Source organism: Metabacillus idriensis (assembly GCF_009674765.1).
Taxonomy (GTDB): domain Bacteria; phylum Bacillota; class Bacilli; order Bacillales; family Bacillaceae; genus Bacillus_P; species Bacillus_P idriensis.
This window is the reverse complement of sequence record NZ_WKKF01000004.1, coordinates 221,484-238,935: the sequence shown is the minus strand read 5'-3', so window position 1 is coordinate 238,935 and position 17,452 is coordinate 221,484. Positions and strand designations below refer to the sequence as shown.

Genomic DNA, 17,452 nt, shown 5'->3' with positions numbered 1-17,452 from the left:
CTTATTATTTCTGTTTAGCTGATTAGGTTTATTCCGTCTCACCCATCAATGTTTTGGCATATTCGGAGTCAAACGGCATGATGATGACTGTTTCATTGCCGATTGTTTTCTTATAGGATTCGAGTGTTCGATACAGCTCATAGAATGCTGGGTCTTTTGAATAAGAGCTATTGTAAACTTTACCTGCTTCCTTTTCACCCTGGCTTCGGATGACGTCTGCGTCTGCAGCTGCTTTAGCAAGCATTTCTTTTACAGCCCTGTCTGTCTCTGCAATGATCGTATTTTTTCGTGCATCTCCCATGGATAAATACTCCTGTGCCGTTGACTGTCGCTCTGAAATCATTCTGGTGTAAACCGATTCCTCATTATCTTCCGGCAAATCTGTCCGTTTAATCCGCACGTCCGTTACACTGATGCCGTATCCGTCTTTTTCAAGAAGAGAATTCACAATCTCCGTTACTTTATCGTTAATGCTTCCCCTGGATGATTTTTCATCGTTGATGATCTCATCATAGTTTAATTTACCAAGCTCAGAACGAACGGTTGAGAACGTAAATTCTGCCATCTTTGTTTCAGCGTTTACAAGCGTTCTTGCATTGGCAATCAATTTTTTCGGGTCATCTACCTTCCACACAGCATAGTTGTCTATCAAGATCCGCTTTTTATCTTTTGTGTTTATTTCTGCCTCTTCTACATCAAAAGTCATTTGGTATTTTGGAATGGAAGATACCGTTTGGACAAATGGTATTTTAATATGCAGACCAGGTTTTTCAATAATTTTAACAACTTCCCCAAACTGGCGGATTACTTTGTACTCATTTTCTTTCACGACAAACAGATTTGTAAGCAGGACCATGGCAAGGATGAGCGTTAAAATAAGCCAGATCCCAGTGCGGATATATTTTCGGTATCCGCTGAAATCTTTGCGCTGATCTTTCATTTTGACTAGATTATCATTGGCCATTTTTATCACTTCCTTCTTCATCTGCTGCTTTTGGCTTTGCCTCTGCTTTCTTTTGCATTTCGCCAATTGGGAAATACTTCATTGTGCTGCCGTCATCTTTCATGAAATAAATAGTTGCTCCCGGCAGCACTTGATCGATGGTTTCAAGAATCAAACGTTTCTCCGTAATCCCTTTAGCATTTTGATATTCTCCCAGAACAGCATTGAATGTAGCAACCTCACCGCGTGCTTTCTCAATTCTTGCCGTTTTATCCCCTTCAGCTTTTGACATTAATGCATTTTTTTCTCCCTCTGCCTCTTGAGTCCGCTGATTTGAATATTTTTTTGCTTCATTTATTTTAGTGTTCATTGTTTCACGTGCACTTGTTACATCTGTAAAGGCTTTGCGGACCTCATCATTCGGCAGATCAACATCCTGAAGCTTTACTGCAAGTATAGAGATGCCGATATCGTATTTTTCAACAAGGGAGATTAACAGTTCCTGTACATCTTCCTCAATTTCTACCTTTCCGGATGTAAGTGCATCATCAATAATTGAACTTCCGATAATACTTCTTAAAGATGCAGATGTTGCATCATATAATATTTCCTGAGGATCCTCCGAGTTAAATAAATATTTTTCAGGATTGGTTATTTTCCATTGCACAACCATATCAGCTAAAACAATATTTTCATCACCAGTGATCATTTTTGTGTCTTTTGGAAATGATTTTACATCTCCATCCTTTTCTGTATAGCCAAACTGAAGACTGAATGTTTCTTTTGACAGTTTTTCTACAGATTGAATTGGCCATGGCATTTTAAAGTGAAGCCCGGGTTCACTGATGCCTTCTTCCACTTCGCCAAATGTGATAATTACAGCCTGATCTGATTCATCCACCGTATACCAGGTTGTAAATGCTAGAATAGCTAGAACAATAACTAATAAGACAGCTCCGATTATTGTATAAATGCGCTTGATGCTGATCATTTCTATGCCCCCTTTTTCCCTTCACAAATATTTACGCAGCTCCGGTGAAAAGGTTTCATTTTTTTGGAAGTATTTTAAACATTAGAACAAAAAAAGGGACGAGAACAGGGAATGTTCTCGTCCAAAAGATTGGCTCCTTGGATGAAGGGGTTTTCACTTATTATATTATCAGCACTTTATTAAGCAAAATTAAATGTGATGTAAATATAATGTAAACCTACTCCAAATGATGATTTTTCTTCAGCTTTACTGTGAAAGTGGTTCCTTCACCTACTGTGCTGTTTACAAAAATCTGCCCCTTATGCGCTTCAACCAAATGCTTAACAATAGCAAGTCCTAGCCCCGTTCCGCCCGAATTTCGGCTTCTCGCTTTATCTACTCTGTAAAAACGTTCAAAAATCCTTGGAATTTCTTCTTTTTCAATTCCAATTCCTGTATCACTGACAATAAATGCTGCGTGACTTTCACCGTCTTTTAGAAACACCTGGACTTTACCGCCTTTAGGCGTATAGTTCAAGGCATTGCTAATAAGATTAATAAAGATTTGCTTTAGACGATAAACATCCCCAAACACATACAGTTCATCGGAATTTACATGAAGTGATAACTCTATTTCTTTCTCATCTGCTTTGCTTCTAAGAATGATAATGACTTCTTCAAGGATTTCCTTTGCATTGCAGTTTTGAAGATTGAGCTTAAAGCCCTGCTGTTCTATTTTTGATAAGTCAAGCAAGTCCTGAATCAAGGTTTGCAGTCTGTCACTTTCTTTAAGAATAATGGATAAGAAATACTCCAGGGTCTGCCTGTCCTCGAGTGCACCGTCAAGCAGCGTTTCTGTAAAGCCTTTAATGGATGTAATTGGCGTTTTCAGCTCATGAGATACATTTGCAACGAAGTCTTTTCTCATTTGCTCAAGCTTTTTCAGTTCCGTAATATCATGAAAAACAAGAACGATGCCCTTCCATTCATCATTGGTGCCAATAATCGGCGCACCGTATACTTCAAAATGCCTGCGCTCTATTTTAAGAGGAAGATGCAGCTGTTTTCTCGCCTTGATTTCGGTCATAAAGATGTGCTCGACCAGATCAACAATTTCTTTATGCTGAAATGCTTCATAATAAAGCTTATATAAAAAGTCGGTGGATTCAATATTGAATAATTCTTTGTAGGCGCGATTGACTAGATTAATATATCCTCTGCCATCAATCAAAATCAAGCCGCTGCCCATGTTTTCTATTAGTGTCTGAAGACGATCCTGCTGCATTTCCTGAGCACGGTTCATATCCTGAAGATTTCTTGCCAGAACATTGATGGATTGACTGAGCATGCCGGTTTCATCAAGATGATCTTCATACGTTCTCGCTTTATAGTTGCCTTTTGCAAGCTCCATAGCCACATTTGTGGCGGATTCAATCGGTTTTGTATAACGGGAAGTAATCCTTACAGCAAGCAGGAGAATAACGAGAAGAGCCAAACCAAGGCTCGCAATAAGAAGCCCCCATATTTGCTGATTGATTTTCTTTAAGGAGTTTTCTGTTGAGCTAAGGATAATATAGCCCTGCTTCACATCATTCTCAATGTAAGGCAAACCATAGAAATATAGATTTTCTTCTTCGATATTGAGTTTGAATCCTTTATTGGAATTGCGGTGTTTTATGAGAATTTCTTTCGCAATTGCCTCATGATCCTGCTGAAAAGGCCCGGCATCCTTTAATACATTTCCGTTTCGATCATAAATTGTAATATGAGATTTGATTGTTTCACTGTAGTTTTTAAGAAACGAATCGAAATTAGGTGAAGTAAATCCCTTTTCCTGAATCAAAAGTTCCGTTATTTTTGCCTCTTCTTTTATCCGCTCTTGAAAGGAATTCATATAATAACTGCCGAATATTTGTCCAAGAAGCAGCCCAAGGCCAATTAAAACCGCAATGATCAGCGTGATAAGAGCAAAGATCAGGCGTGAACGAAACCTATTCATCCATTCTAGGCTCCTCGAGCTTGTATCCCAGTCCCCTTATCGTTTTTATGTAGAGCGGCTTTTTTGTGTTTCGCTCAATTTTTTCACGCAAGTGGCTGATATGTACATCGACTATTCGTGTATCTCCGGCAAAGTCATAGTTCCAGACAGCGCTCAGCAGCTGGTCCCTTGTCAGCACGCGGCCCTTATGTCTGGCTAAATAAACAAGAAGTTCGAATTCTTTAGGAGTCAGCTCAAGACGTTCATCCCCGTAATAGGCTTCGTAATGTTCCGGAAGGATTTTCAGATCTCCAATCATCATTCTTTCAGAAGTATCAAGCTCTTTAATTTCTGGATCAGATGAAGTCTGTGTTCTTCTTAAAATTGCTTTTACCCTCGCAACAACTTCTCTTGGACTAAAAGGCTTTGTCATATAATCATCTGCGCCAAGTTCTAAGCCAAGAACTTTATCAAATTCATCATCTTTAGCTGTTAGCATGAGAATCGGCACCATGATTTTCTTTTGTCTAAGCTGTTTGCATACTTCTATGCCGTCCATTTTTGGAAGCATGAGATCGAGCACCATTAGATCTGGTGACTCATTCAGCCCCTTTTCAAGACCTTCTTCTCCATCAATTGCTGTAATTACTTCAAAACCCGCTTGAATAAGATTGTATTGAAGCAAGGTTAAAATTGATTGTTCGTCATCTACGACCAGAATTTTCTTACTCATATAAGCCTCCACCAAATAGTTTTACCCCAAACAATCCAAATCGCTTATCTCTTTTTATATCTCCATTATAGAGGATAGATGCAATTGAACAAATGTTTTCTTTCAGATCATACAAATCCTCCTCTAATCAGGCAGGTTACTATTCTTTAGAATGACCAATAAAAGCAGACAAATTCCTATCGTATTCTTAGCAGAACAAAAGGAACCGCTCCTAAAAAAAAAATACCAGCATCCGCTGTAGGACACTGGTATGACAGGTTTAAAAATTTTCAAGAGCATGCCCGTCCATTGAAGAAAGCTGAACAGGCGGTACAACAATGATCGATCCTTCGATAACAGTCACTTCTTTTTCATTCTGTGCTTCTACACGCAAGGTAATCTGATTCTCTGCTTTATTAACATCTGTGACTTCAAAGAAAAATTGAATCATGCTGTAATGATAAACTGGCAGAGGAAACGAAAGATTCTGCTGCAGAATGTGACTTCCTGGTCCCGGTAAATATTTAGAAACAGCAGAAGTAATAATTCCTGTAAGCATGATACTTGGTACAATCGGTTTTTCATAAGGTGTTAATGAGGCATAGTCATGCTGAATGTACAGCGGGTTTGCATCATTTGTCAGACCAAGATACAGGAGCAGATCTTTATCTTCAATCTTCTCAGTAAGTGTTAATTTTTCTCCTGTAGTGATTTCATCGATTTGTCTCCCAAGTTTTCTTTTTTTGCCAAGCAGCATTTTCGGTCACCTCCAAAAGTGAAAACGTTTACAATTTCTTTCGCAAAGAAGCTGGAGATCTCTCTCCAACTCCAGAGTTATTAAGTAAGAACTTTCATGACGCTTTTTACAGATTCTGCAGACTTTGTTAAAGCTTCTTTTTCGTCAGTTGTTAATTCAAGCTCAATAATTTGCTCAAGCCCGTTTCCTCCAAGGATCGTTGGAACGCCTAAGTAAATTCCTTTATAGCCATATTCGCCTTCGAGGTAAACAATCGCTGGGATTACGCGGCGCTGATCTTTAAGGATCGCTTCTGACATTTCAACTAATGAAGCTGCTGGAGCATAATACGCGCTGCCATTGCCTAATAAGTTAACAATCTCTCCGCCGCCTTTGCGTGTTCTCTCAACTATTGCTTCTAAACGGTCTTTCGGGATTAATGTTTCAAGGGGAATACCGCCTGCATATGAGTAGCGCACGAGCGGCACCATATCGTCTCCGTGTCCGCCCAGTACAAAACCTGTTACATCTTTCACTGAAAGATTCAGCTCTTGTGCTACGAATGTACGGAAACGGGCTGTATCAAGTACGCCTGATTGTCCGATGACACGGCTTTTCGGGAATCCTGATTCTTTATACACAGTGTATGTCATAGCATCGACAGGATTTGTTAAAACAATGATGATTGTATTTGGAGAGTATTTCACAATTTCCTTTGTAACGTTTTTCATAATTTTTTGGTTTGTTTGAACTAAGTCATCCCGGCTCATACCAGGTTTGCGGGCGATGCCTGCTGTAATGATGACAATATCAGAATCAGCTGTATCTGCATAATCGCTTGTTCCAATTATATTAGCATCAAATCCTTGAACAGGGCTTGCTTCTAACATATCTAAAGCTTTCCCTTTAGTAGGATTCTCAAGCTGCGGAATATCTACTAATACGACATCTGAGAGTTCTTTTTGAGCTAACAAAAATGCAGTTGTCGCACCAGTAAAGCCTGCACCGATTACTGAAACCTTTTTGCGTTTCATTCCCATTCAAAACATCCCCTTTACTATGTATGATAAGGCTATTTTTCAAAGAAGAAAAATAGCCTTACTGGTTTCCTTACATTTTGCTGATTAACGCATCAGCGAACTCAGAGCATTTTACTTCTTTAGCGCCGTCCATTAAACGGGCAAAGTCATACGTAACTACTTTGTCTGAGATTGATTGTTCCATTGCATCAACAACTAACTTAGCTGCTTCATTCCATCCTAAGTGCTCAAGCATTAACACACCGGAAAGAATTACAGATGATGGATTTACTTTATCAAGTCCTGCATATTTAGGAGCTGTGCCATGCGTAGCTTCGAAGATAGCATGTCCAGTTTCATAGTTGATATTTGCTCCAGGAGCAATACCGATTCCGCCTACTTGAGCAGCAAGGGCATCAGAAATGTAGTCTCCGTTTAAGTTCATTGTTGCAACTACGTCAAATTCACGCGGACGAGTTAAGATCTGCTGAAGGAAGATATCTGCGATCGAATCTTTTACAATGATTTTGCCGGCAGCTTCTGCATCCTGCTGTGCTTTGTTTGCAGCATCCTTACCGTCTTTTTCAACGATGCGGTCATATTCAGCCCAAGTAAATACTTGATCTCCAAATTCTTTTTCTGCCAGTTCATAGCCCCAGTTCTTGAAAGCACCTTCAGTATACTTCATGATGTTTCCTTTGTGAACGAGAGTAACTGATTTGCGGCCTTCTTTAATTGCATAATTGATTGCAGCACGCACTAAACGCTGAGTTCCCTCTTCAGAAACAGGCTTAATACCGATGCCTGAAGTTTCAGGGAAGCGGATTTTATTAACGCCTAACTCATTTTTAAGGAATGAAATCAATTTTTCTACTTCCTCAGATCCTTTAGCATACTCAATTCCAGCATAGATATCTTCCGTATTTTCGCGGAAAATGACCATGTCTGTATCTTCAGGACGCTTAATTGGAGAAGGAACTCCATTAAAATAGCGTACAGGACGAAGGCAAGTGAACAAATCGAGCTCTTGACGAAGAGCAACATTCAATGAGCGAATTCCTCCGCCTACTGGAGTCGTCAAAGGTCCTTTAATCGCGATGAAGTATTCGCGGATCACTTCAAGTGTTTCTTCAGGAAGCCATTCTCCAGTTTTGTTAAATGCTTTTTCTCCTGCTAAAACTTCTTTCCACTCAATTTTCTTTTCGCTATTATATGCTTTATCAACTGCTGCTTCTAAAACGCGTGAAGCTGCTGCCCAGATATCTGGACCAATTCCGTCCCCTTCGATAAATGGAATGATTGGATTGTTAGGTACGTTTAATACTCCATCTGTTACTGTAATCTTTTGTCCTTGTGTCAAAATAATTACCTCCTGTTATGTATGATAGTTAGAAAAGCGGAACCGCCTGGTTAGCTCCGACAGACAGATAAGAAATCACCCGAAAAGTCCGGTTTTGACTTTTTGGGGGATTTTGTTCTGGCCGAGGAGTTAGGCGGTGGAGCTAGACAGCTTAGAAAAGCGGAATCGCCTGGTTTCTGATTCTTCAATAAGAGGCCGGTCCAGTTTTCACTGTAAAAGGCCTCTAATCTTTAAAAGAGATCAGCCGCGCTGTTCGATTGGGACATATTTCTGCATGTCTGGACCTGTATAATCTGCACGCGGGCGGATCAGACGGTTGTTCTCATATTGCTCAAGAATATGAGCGAGCCATCCGGATACACGGCTGACTGCAAAGATAGGCGTGAACAAATCATGATCGATTCCTAAGCTGTGGTACATAGATGCTGAATAAAAATCTACGTTTGGCGGAATGGATTTTTCACTTGTTACGACTTCTTCAATTTTTGTAGAAATTTCAAACCATTTTGGCTCACCAGTCAGGTTCGTCAATTTTTCAGACATTTCCTTCAGATGTTTCGCTCTAGGATCACCTTGGCGGTACACACGGTGTCCAAAGCCCATAATTTTTTCTTTGCGTGCGAACTTTTCATGCACGTATGACTCAACGTTATCAACATCGCCGATTTCTTTGAGCATTTTCATAACTGCTTCATTTGCGCCGCCATGAAGAGGCCCTTTAAGAGCTCCGATTGCTGCAGTCACGCCGGAATAAACATCTGATAATGTTGCTACACATACCCGTGCTGTAAATGTAGATGCATTGAGCTCATGATCCGCATGAAGGACCAGCGCTTTGTTGAAAGCTTCAACTGCTACACTGCTCGGCTCTTCGCCAGTTAAAGTATACAGGAAGTTCGCTGCTAAACTAGCATCAGATTTTGGTTTAATAGGCTCAAGTCCTTTACGGATTCGGGCAAATGCTGAAACAATTGTCGGCAGTTTAGCCTGAAGGCGGATCGCTTTGCGGTAGTTAGCTTCCGGATCCATTACATCTGCTTCACTGTCAAACAAGCCAAGAAGAGATACAGCTGTACGCAGAGCTGCCATCGGATGTACAGATTTTAAATCGTATGATTTAAAGTGATCAACAACCTCCTGCGGTATTTCAGCATTCTCAGCAAGTTCTTTTTTAATTTCGGCAAGCTGGTCTTTCGTTGGAAGCTTTCTATGCCACAATAAATAAACGACCTCTTCGAAACTAGCATTCTCTGCTAAATCATCGATATTATACCCCGCATATGTAAGAGTATCATCAATAATAGAACTTACAGATGAAGTAGTAGCAACTACTCCTTCTAGACCCCGTGTTGTTGTCATGTAAATCTCTCCTTTGCAAAAATATCCCCATTGATCCGCTCTTCTCGTCAACAATAAAAGATAGCATTCGACAAACTGGTCTTTTTCTTTTTATTTGCCCAATCTTTCAATCGTTTAAACGACCGAGCGCTTGCTCAATACACAAGCATTTTTTAAAAAGAAAATGCTTACATTTACAGCTAATATAATAGCCACATCGAATGTTATCTTCAATTGTGACTTTAATTAATAAGAAGGCGGAATGAAACTGCCTATACCCATTATAAACAATTATCTGATTTTTGTGAACGAAAAGAATTTCCAGAACCAAAAAATTTGTCAGAAAAATGATATTTAAGAAGAAAAATGAGTTTTAAAGGCGCCTTCTCACTTATTGTATCAGAATTTATTATATTAACCAAAAAATTTAACCGTTTGCATGACCAAATAGGCAATTCCTGCTCCAATCAGCGGTCCAACGGCAACTCCCCCAAATAAAGACACTGCTAAAATGGTTCCAAACACAAGAGCTGTAGTGATATGAGGATCTTCAGCAAGCAGCGTCAAACCGTTTTTAGCAATAAGGGCCACTGCAATCCCGGCTCCCAAAGCAATCCATGCATAGGACGATCTCATTGCCTCTGTCAGCTGCTTAAATCCAATATCACCGGTAGCAATCGGAACCAAAACAGCGATCGTAATAACGGTGACACCCCAATTTATCCCCTTTGCCTGGATATGAGGAAACAATTTCGTATCAAGGCCGGTCAATTTCACTACTAGTAAAAAACCGACTGCAAACATTAATGATTGATTTTTGGCAAGAAATCCAACGATCAATAATATGATTAAGAATAGGACAGGTTGATTCATTTTATTACTTCCTTTCAAAAGCCTTTGCCGGCACAGCGGCAGATACAGATTTCTTTTCTGCAAAGAGTATGGGACCTCTTGCTCGACACAAGTACCGAAATATATAAACGATCTTAACCTATAAAAAATCTGAATGATGAACAGGAGGGGATCATTTGAATGCTTATGTTATACAAATTGCTGTCAGAACGCTTGCCGTTGCAGGCATCATTGCCGCTGTGCTCGCCTCTGTCTATTATGTCTCGGCTCTCACTTATCCGTTTATTATAGGACTCATCCTTGCGCTCTTCATTAACCCGATGGTCAATCTGCTCGAAAAAAAAATGGTCCGAAGTGCTGCCGTTTTTCTATCTATCGCCTTTCTTTTTGTCATTTTCGCAGGCATTATTACTTTGCTGGTCACTGAACTCGTAACGGGTACAACGTATCTTGCATCGTCCGTGCCTGAGCATTTCAAAGCACTTGTGGTTTATATTGAGACATTCATTGGGGACCGTGTGCTTCCCATCTATGAAGATATTGCTGCTTTATTTAATACGCTTGATTCAAGTCAGCAGGCCACGATCCTTGCCAATATTCAAAATGCAGGCGAAAAAATCGGATCAAATGCAGCCGACTTTTTAAAAGGACTGCTTGAGAATATTCCGCTGTTGATCAGCTGGCTCCCGAACGCTGCAACAGTGACGATTTTCTCCTTGCTGGCGGCTTTTTTCATCAGCAAAGACTGGTACAAATTTCAGAAGCTGCTGCGCAAATACCTTCCTCTTAAAGCGAGAAAAAGCGGCAGAACAGTTGTTGATGATTTAAAAAAAGCCTTGCTTGGTTTCATTAAAGCTCAGCTGATTTTAATCAGCATCACAACAATTATCGTATTAATAGGGTTACTCTTCCTAAGGGTGGATTATGCAATTACAATTGCTTTGCTGATTGGAATTGTTGATTTGCTTCCTTATCTGGGAACTGGTCTGGTTTTCGTCCCGTGGATCATTTACTCAGCATTCAGCGGCGATCTGCCGTTTGCTATTGGTTTAGGTGTTTTATATCTGATCATATTGATTCAGCGTCAAATGATGGAACCCAAGATTTTATCTTCAACGATTGGACTTGATCCTCTTGCTACTCTGATTTCGTTATTTGTAGGTTTCAAATTGATTGGGTTTCTTGGTTTAATTGTCGGACCAGTTTCTTTAGTCATATTCAATGCCCTTCACAATGCAGGAGTATTTGAAGATATTTGGACATTTATCACTGCTAAAAAATAGCTCCCTTTTAGCGCAGGCATAACAGATAAGAATCCGCTTTTCTGTATTGGCAAACAGGAAAAAACCGCTGATGCAAAAAGCTCAGGCGGTTCTATCGTATAATTGTAAATCGATTTTGATCGATTATTCTGCTGATCCACTTTTGCAGCAGCGGTTTTACAAATTTTCTTGTTGCAGGGATTAATAAAACAAACCCTGTTAAATCTGTTATAAAACCCGGTGTTAATAGAAGCAAGCCCCCAACGAGAACGCATAGCCCGTCAATTATGGCATCACCAGGTATATTTCCAAAGCTGATTTCACGCTGAACTTTTCGGATCGCTTCCATTCCCTGCTTCTTTGCCAGCCATGCTCCAGCTATTCCAGTTGCAATGATCAGAAGGATCGTTGGAATGATTCCGATCGTTTTGCCTGAGAAAAGAAGGATGCCAATTTCACATGCTGGGATGATGATTAAAAACGGCAGCAAATATCTCATCTAATGCACCTCATTTTGTCGTATATAAAGAGTATATGGAATGCATGCAAAAAAGAGAAGGAAAAGCCCTTCTCTTTTTGTCTGTATTTACTTAAAGAACACTTGCATGACCTTGATAGATGGCGCCGCGTGATCCATCAACTGTGATTTCCTGACCATCTTTCAGGATAGAAGTTGCATTTTCCACTCCTACGATTACAGGAATTCCAAGACTTAAGCCAACTACAGCAGCATGGCTTGTTAATCCGCCTTCTTCTGTAATTAATGCTGATGCTTGCTCTAATGCGCCCATCATATCACGATCTGTGCTTTGAGAAACTAAAATAGCACCCTGAGTCATTTTTGATTCAGCATCAGATGCTGAGCTTGCCACAACAACTTTTCCAAACGCTGTTTTGCGTCCGATTCCCTGTCCTTTAGCAATCACATCGCCAACAACGTGAACTTTCATTAAGTTCGTAGTGCCAGTTTCGCCGATTGGCACGCCTGCAGTAATGACAACTAAATCACCATGCTTAACAATTCCAGACTGAAGAGACTCTTGTACTGCCTGATCAAGCATTTCATCTGTTGATGCTGCTTTTTGACCATTGCGTGGGTATACGCCCCAAACAAGAGCAAGCTTACGTGAAACTGACTCACATGAAGTAACAGCCACGATCGGAGCTTTAGGACGGTATTTTGAAATCATTCTCGCCGTATGCCCGCTTTCAGTCGTTGCTACAATTGCAGCAGCTTTCAAGTTAAGTCCTGTATGCGCAACCGATTGTCCAATTGCATCCGTAATTGTCATGTCAGCCTGTTCACTGCGCTTTGCAAGGATTTGCTTGTAATCAAGAGCTTGTTCAGCACGTGAAGCAATGTTATTCATAGTTTGAACAGCTTCAACAGGGTATGATCCTGCAGCCGTCTCACCCGATAGCATGATTGCATCAGTACCGTCAAAAATGGCGTTTGCGACGTCACTTGCTTCCGCGCGTGTCGGGCGTGGATTGCGCTGCATGCTGTCAAGCATTTGTGTAGCTGTAATAACCGGTTTGCCTAAAGCGTTGCACTTTTTAATTAGGTCTTTTTGAACCAATGGCACTTCTTCAGCTGGAATTTCAACACCCAAGTCACCGCGTGCAACCATTAAACCATCTGAAACCTCAAGAATCTCGTCGATGTTATCGACACCTTCCTGGTTTTCAATTTTAGGGATGATTTGAATGTGCCCCGCATCATGTTTTTCAAGCAATTCGCGAATTTCAAGAACATCTGCTGCACGTCGTACGAATGATGCAGCGATAAAGTCTACTCCCTGCTCGATTCCAAAAACGATATCATTTGCATCTTTCTCCGTAATTCCCGGAAGCTTAACGCTTACGCCTGGAACATTGACACCTTTTTTGTTCTTTAATGTACCTGTGTTTAAAACCTTTGTTCTGATTTCTTTCGCTTGTTTGTTCATTTCAAGAACTTCAAGTCCGATCAGACCATCATCAAGCAAAATGATTGATCCTGCATGTACATCATCAATTAAACCTTCGTATGAGATAGAGAACTTATCAGCTGTTCCAAGTACCTCAGTCATTGACACGATCACTTCTGACCCTGCAACTAACTCGATTGCACCGTCCTGCATGGAGTGCGTGCGGATTTCAGGTCCTTTAGTATCCAAGAGGATTGCAATATCCTTATTAAGCTTTGCCGATGCTTCGCGAATGTTTTTGATGCGAGCTCCGTGCTCTTCGAAATCTCCATGAGAGAAGTTTAAGCGTGAAACGTTCATACCGGCTTCCATTAATTGCGTAAGCTTTTCAACACTTTCACTTGCAGGGCCGATCGTACAGACTATTTTCGTTTTTCTCATTCGTTATATTCCTCCTGTTAATAGGTATGAAAACGATACCAAACAGATATCATTTAGATTGATAATTCTTTTGAAAGCTGATACATGTTCTTATCAACTGTATGCGGTGTATCTAAAATCTCAAGGATATCATTGTTTGTTAATTTATTGCTTTGAATGCCGACTGCGCGTCCGCCTTTTCCTTCAAGCAATAATTCTACAGCATAAGCACCAAGACGGCTGGCAAGCACACGGTCAAACGCCGTAGGAGATCCTCCGCGCTGAATGTGCCCTAATACAGAAACGCGTGTTTCAAGCTTAGTAGCCTCTTCAATTTTTCTGCCGAATTCGACTCCGCTTCCTACACCTTCTGCCACGATGATAATACTGTGTTTTTTACCCCGGTCTGTTCCATGCTTTAACCGTGCAAGGATATCTTCCATATCATAATCCACTTCCGGAATCAGAATCGTTTCTGCTCCGCCTGCAAGACCTGACCATAGCGCAAGATCTCCAGCATGTCTTCCCATGACTTCAATCACGTATGTACGTTCATGTGATGTTGCAGTATCCCGAATTTTATCTATAGCATCAATGACTGTATTCAGTGCAGTATCAAATCCAATTGTAAAATCAGTGCCTGGAATGTCATTATCAATGGTTCCCGGAACGCCTACACATGGAAAACCATGTTCAGTCAGCTTTTTGGCTCCCATATAAGAACCATCTCCGCCGATGACAACTAAGCCTTCTATTCCATGCTTCTTTAATTGCTCGATTCCTTTTAATTGTCCCTCAACTGTTTTAAATTCAGGACAGCGTGCTGTATAGAGCTTTGTACCCCCGCGGTGGATAATATCTCCTACAGATCCAAGCTCAAGCTTTTCGATATGTCCAGCAATTAATCCAGAATAACCGTGATAAATTCCGTACACTTCTACATCATGATAGATCGCTTTACGTACAACAGCGCGTACGGCTGCGTTCATACCAGGCGAATCTCCTCCACTAGTTAATACGCCGATTTTTTTCATTTTTCTCACCCCAAAGTAGTATGTGATATTAAAATAACATGAAGAAATGGGCAACACAATAGACAAGAAACGACAAATGTCGAATTTTCACGTTACATTTAAACCTTTCTCATTATACAATAAAACCTCTTGTTTTGAGGGGTTTTCAGCGAATCTTTGAAAATTAAATAAAGTAAACGCTTCCTTTTCGATTTGTCGAATAATCTCATCAGCTCAGGGGGTATGCGTTTACCATCATTTTCTAGGTATATTCCCTTAAAAAAAGAAACGTGCTGCCTTCCTGTTCGAAGGCTACACGTTAATCTATTTTACCCCAAGTATTTCTTCTGCAAACGAAACTTGACCGATTCTTTTAAACTTTTCATAGCGATGCTGAACCAATTGAGGTCCATCAAGCTTCAATAACTCTTTCAGGGAAGCATGAATGATTTTATCAATATTTTTTGCCTGTTCAGAAACATCTCTGTGTGCGCCGCCTTTAACTTCATTGATAATTTGATCAATGACGCCAAGCTTTTTCAGATCAGGCGCTGTTATTTTCATTGTTTCCGCCGCTTTTTTCGCAAGCCCTGCATCCTTCCATAAAAGAGCAGCTGCTCCTTCAGGCGATATAACAGAGTAAGTCGAATTCTCAAGCATGTGAATATGATTTCCAACTCCGAGCGCAAGCGCGCCGCCGCTGCCGCCTTCACCAATCACGATACAGATAACCGGAACAGTTAATCCAGCCATTTCAAATAAGTTTTTGGCGATTGCTTCGCTTTGGCCCCGTTCTTCTGCAGCCTTGCCGGGATAAGCTCCTTTAGTATCAATGAAACAAATAATCGGACGGTTGAACTTTTCAGCCTGATGCATTAAGCGCAGTGCTTTGCGGTAACCTTCCGGATGGGGCATTCCGAAGTTCCGGCGGATATTTTCTTTCGTATCCTTGCCGCGCTGATGGCCAATGACCGTTACAGGAAGTCCATCGTATTTTGCGATGCCCCCAACAATAGCTTCATCGTCCCCGTAGTAGCGGTCTCCATGTATTTCAAAGAAGTTTGTGAAAAGTTTTTCAATATAATCCAATGTTGTCGGACGGTTAGGATGTCTTGCAATTTGCACTCGGTCCCAAGGCTGTAAATTGGTATAGATATCTTTTTCAAGCTTTTCAAGACGTCCTTCAAGCTTCACAATCTCAGCTGATAGATCTACATCGGTATTCTTTGTAAATTCTTTAAGCTCTGAAATTTTTTCCCTTAAATCTGTTACCGGTTTTTCAAACTCAAGTTCTCCTACCATGCAGATCCACCTCCTGATGTATGAAGTTCGAGGATGTTTGAAAGAGTCTCCTTCATATCCAATCGATTAATAACGGCATCGAGCTGGCCGTGTTTCAAAAGAAATTCTGCCGTCTGAAAATCCTCCGGCAGGTCTTCCCGGATTGTCTGTTCAATGATTCGTCTTCCTGCAAATCCAATCAGAGCACGCGGTTCTGCAAAATTATAATCCCCAAGAGAAGCAAAGCTTGCAGAAACCCCTCCTGTTGTTGGATGCGTCATAACAGAGATAATCAGACCTCCGTTATCACTGAACATTTTAAGCGCAGAGCTGGTCTTGGCCATTTGCATTAAGCTAAGAACACCTTCCTGCATCCTTGCACCGCCAGAAGCTGTAAAAATAATAAACGGCAGCTCGCGGTCATTTGCACGCTCTATCGCTCTAGTAATCTTTTCGCCGACAACTGAACCCATGCTGCCCATTCTGAAGCTTGCATCCATAATGGCAACGACAGTTTTATTGCCGTTTATCGTGCCTTCTCCGGTTACAACTGCTTCGTTTAAATTTGTTTTTTTGCGGTCCTTTTCTACTTTCTCCATATACCCAGGAAAATTAAGCGGATTTTCAGAGACCATTTCCTTATCAAACTCAGTAAATGAATGTTCATCAAACAAGCTTTTAATTCTTTCTCTGGCAGTCATGGTGTGATGATGGCCGCAATTCATGCACACGCGCAGGTTTTTATTCAATTCTTTAGAATACATAATCTTTTTACAGCTAGGACACTTTGTCATAATTCCTTCAGGCACATCATGCTTTGCCTGCTCAGAAGGAATGGATGCATATTTCTTCTTTTTTGAATTCTTTTTAGAAAATAAATCCTTTAACAAAACGTTGCCTCCTTTTCTATGAACATCATTCGGTGTTTTTAGACAGATCGCCTGATTGAATAAAATAATTCATTCCTGTCTTTTAGCATATCTATCTACTTTACCGAATCATTTTCAATTTTTTTGTAAAAAGGTGTCATGTCCTATTCGACATTTTCTTTCTTTGTTAGATTGTTAAAAGAATCAAAAACCTTCTTTTCATCTTTTGAAATGATTCCATCAATTATTTTTTCATATAAGATGGATCTGCTGGTCTTCTGCTCCGGCTGGATCACCTTTAAATACTCATTCAGGACCGTCCATATCCGGAATAAAAGGTAGTTGTCCGACAGCTGCATAAACTTAGTCATAATCTCCACATGTCCCAGATTCTGATCCTGAATAGAGATGCCGATATTCTTTAATTCTTCAGCATGATTATCTTTTGCAAGCAATAATTTTAACGCATTTGATTCCAGCAGCCCGTTCATTTCAATCAAATCTGCGATCGCATTCTTATCCTGCAAAATAAACGTGCCGAGAATTTCAACAAGGCCATGTTCACGGAAATCCTTGATATAAGTTCCTTCACCGCGTCTTGTTTCAATCATTCCGAGGAGCTCGAGCGCCCGAAGAGCTTCTCGGACAGATGATCTCCCTGCATTTAAGCGTTCAGCGAGTTCTCTTTCAGATGGAATTTTATCTCCTGCTGAAAGGCCATCTTCGTGGATAATGGACCTGATTTGACGAAGTATCTCAATATATACCTTCGACTTCGGTGCAGTCACA

The 17,452-nt window shown here is 40.6% G+C and carries 16 protein-coding genes; 1 reads left to right on the top strand and 15 read right to left on the bottom strand.

Annotated features, from left to right (window positions below; translation table 11 throughout):
• Positions 1–28: 28 nt before the first annotated feature.
• The 9 genes from hflC to GJU41_RS15740 all read right to left on the bottom strand — a co-directional run bounded on the left by hflC (position 29) and on the right by GJU41_RS15740 (position 9,929).
• Positions 29–964 carry a protease modulator HflC gene (hflC, locus tag GJU41_RS15780; protein WP_154319085.1) on the bottom strand — a complete coding sequence of 312 codons (936 nt, stop codon included), beginning with the start codon at positions 962–964 and terminating at the stop codon, positions 29–31.
• Positions 954–1,934, bottom strand: a complete 981-nt coding sequence (gene hflK, locus GJU41_RS15775; protein WP_070877716.1) for an FtsH protease activity modulator HflK — start codon at positions 1,932–1,934, stop codon at positions 954–956. Before hflK ends, hflC begins: the two co-directional genes overlap by 11 nt.
• 217 nt (positions 1,935–2,151) lie before the next feature.
• Positions 2,152–3,912 carry a two-component system histidine kinase PnpS gene (gene pnpS, locus GJU41_RS15770; RefSeq protein ID WP_070877717.1) on the bottom strand — a complete coding sequence of 587 codons (1,761 nt, stop codon included), beginning with the start codon at positions 3,910–3,912 and terminating at the stop codon, positions 2,152–2,154.
• Positions 3,905–4,624: a response regulator transcription factor gene (locus GJU41_RS15765; RefSeq protein ID WP_070877718.1), complete on the bottom strand. Its 720-nt coding sequence runs from the start codon at positions 4,622–4,624 to the stop codon at positions 3,905–3,907. The genes pnpS and GJU41_RS15765 overlap by 8 nt, the downstream gene beginning before the upstream one ends.
• Positions 4,625–4,883: 259 nt before the next feature.
• Positions 4,884–5,360, bottom strand: a complete 477-nt coding sequence (locus GJU41_RS15760; protein WP_070877719.1) for a MaoC/PaaZ C-terminal domain-containing protein — start codon at positions 5,358–5,360, stop codon at positions 4,884–4,886.
• A gap of 80 nt (positions 5,361–5,440) precedes the next feature.
• Complete coding sequence (mdh, locus tag GJU41_RS15755; RefSeq protein WP_154319084.1) at positions 5,441–6,379, bottom strand: malate dehydrogenase; 939 nt, start codon at positions 6,377–6,379, stop codon at positions 5,441–5,443.
• A gap of 70 nt (positions 6,380–6,449) precedes the next feature.
• Positions 6,450–7,718, bottom strand: a complete 1,269-nt coding sequence (gene icd, locus GJU41_RS15750) for an NADP-dependent isocitrate dehydrogenase (protein ID WP_070877721.1) — start codon at positions 7,716–7,718, stop codon at positions 6,450–6,452.
• Between the two features lie 240 nt (positions 7,719–7,958).
• Entirely contained in the window at positions 7,959–9,077 is a 1,119-nt protein-coding gene (gene citZ / locus GJU41_RS15745; protein WP_070877722.1) for a citrate synthase, read from the bottom strand.
• Positions 9,078–9,470: 393 nt separating this feature from the next.
• Positions 9,471–9,929, bottom strand: a complete 459-nt coding sequence (locus GJU41_RS15740; RefSeq protein ID WP_070877752.1) for a DUF441 domain-containing protein — start codon at positions 9,927–9,929, stop codon at positions 9,471–9,473.
• Positions 9,930–10,084: 155 nt separating this feature from the next.
• On the opposite strand from GJU41_RS15740, the gene ytvI reads away from it, so the two are divergent.
• Entirely contained in the window at positions 10,085–11,191 is a 1,107-nt protein-coding gene (ytvI, locus tag GJU41_RS15735) for a sporulation integral membrane protein YtvI (protein ID WP_070877723.1), read from the top strand.
• Positions 11,192–11,282: 91 nt separating this feature from the next.
• Here ytvI and GJU41_RS15730 read toward each other — a convergent pair whose 3' ends face one another.
• The 6 genes from GJU41_RS15730 to GJU41_RS15705 form a co-directional block, all read right to left on the bottom strand.
• Positions 11,283–11,669: an FxsA family protein gene (locus tag GJU41_RS15730; RefSeq protein ID WP_070877724.1), complete on the bottom strand. Its 387-nt coding sequence runs from the start codon at positions 11,667–11,669 to the stop codon at positions 11,283–11,285.
• Between the two features lie 91 nt (positions 11,670–11,760).
• On the bottom strand, positions 11,761–13,521 hold the full coding sequence (gene pyk, locus GJU41_RS15725; RefSeq protein ID WP_154319083.1) for a pyruvate kinase: 1,761 nt from the start codon (positions 13,519–13,521) through the stop codon (positions 11,761–11,763).
• A 53-nt stretch (positions 13,522–13,574) separates the two neighbouring features.
• Positions 13,575–14,534: a 6-phosphofructokinase gene (pfkA, locus tag GJU41_RS15720; protein WP_070877726.1), complete on the bottom strand. Its 960-nt coding sequence runs from the start codon at positions 14,532–14,534 to the stop codon at positions 13,575–13,577.
• A 303-nt stretch (positions 14,535–14,837) separates the two neighbouring features.
• Positions 14,838–15,815, bottom strand: a complete 978-nt coding sequence (gene accA / locus GJU41_RS15715) for an acetyl-CoA carboxylase carboxyl transferase subunit alpha (protein ID WP_070877727.1) — start codon at positions 15,813–15,815, stop codon at positions 14,838–14,840.
• Positions 15,809–16,684, bottom strand: coding sequence for an acetyl-CoA carboxylase, carboxyltransferase subunit beta (accD, locus tag GJU41_RS15710; RefSeq protein WP_070877728.1), 876 nt, complete (start codon positions 16,682–16,684; stop codon positions 15,809–15,811). The genes accA and accD overlap by 7 nt, the downstream gene beginning before the upstream one ends.
• A 143-nt stretch (positions 16,685–16,827) precedes the next feature.
• Positions 16,828–17,451, bottom strand: a complete 624-nt coding sequence (locus GJU41_RS15705; protein WP_070877729.1) for a FadR/GntR family transcriptional regulator — start codon at positions 17,449–17,451, stop codon at positions 16,828–16,830.
• Position 17,452 lies beyond the last annotated feature (1 nt).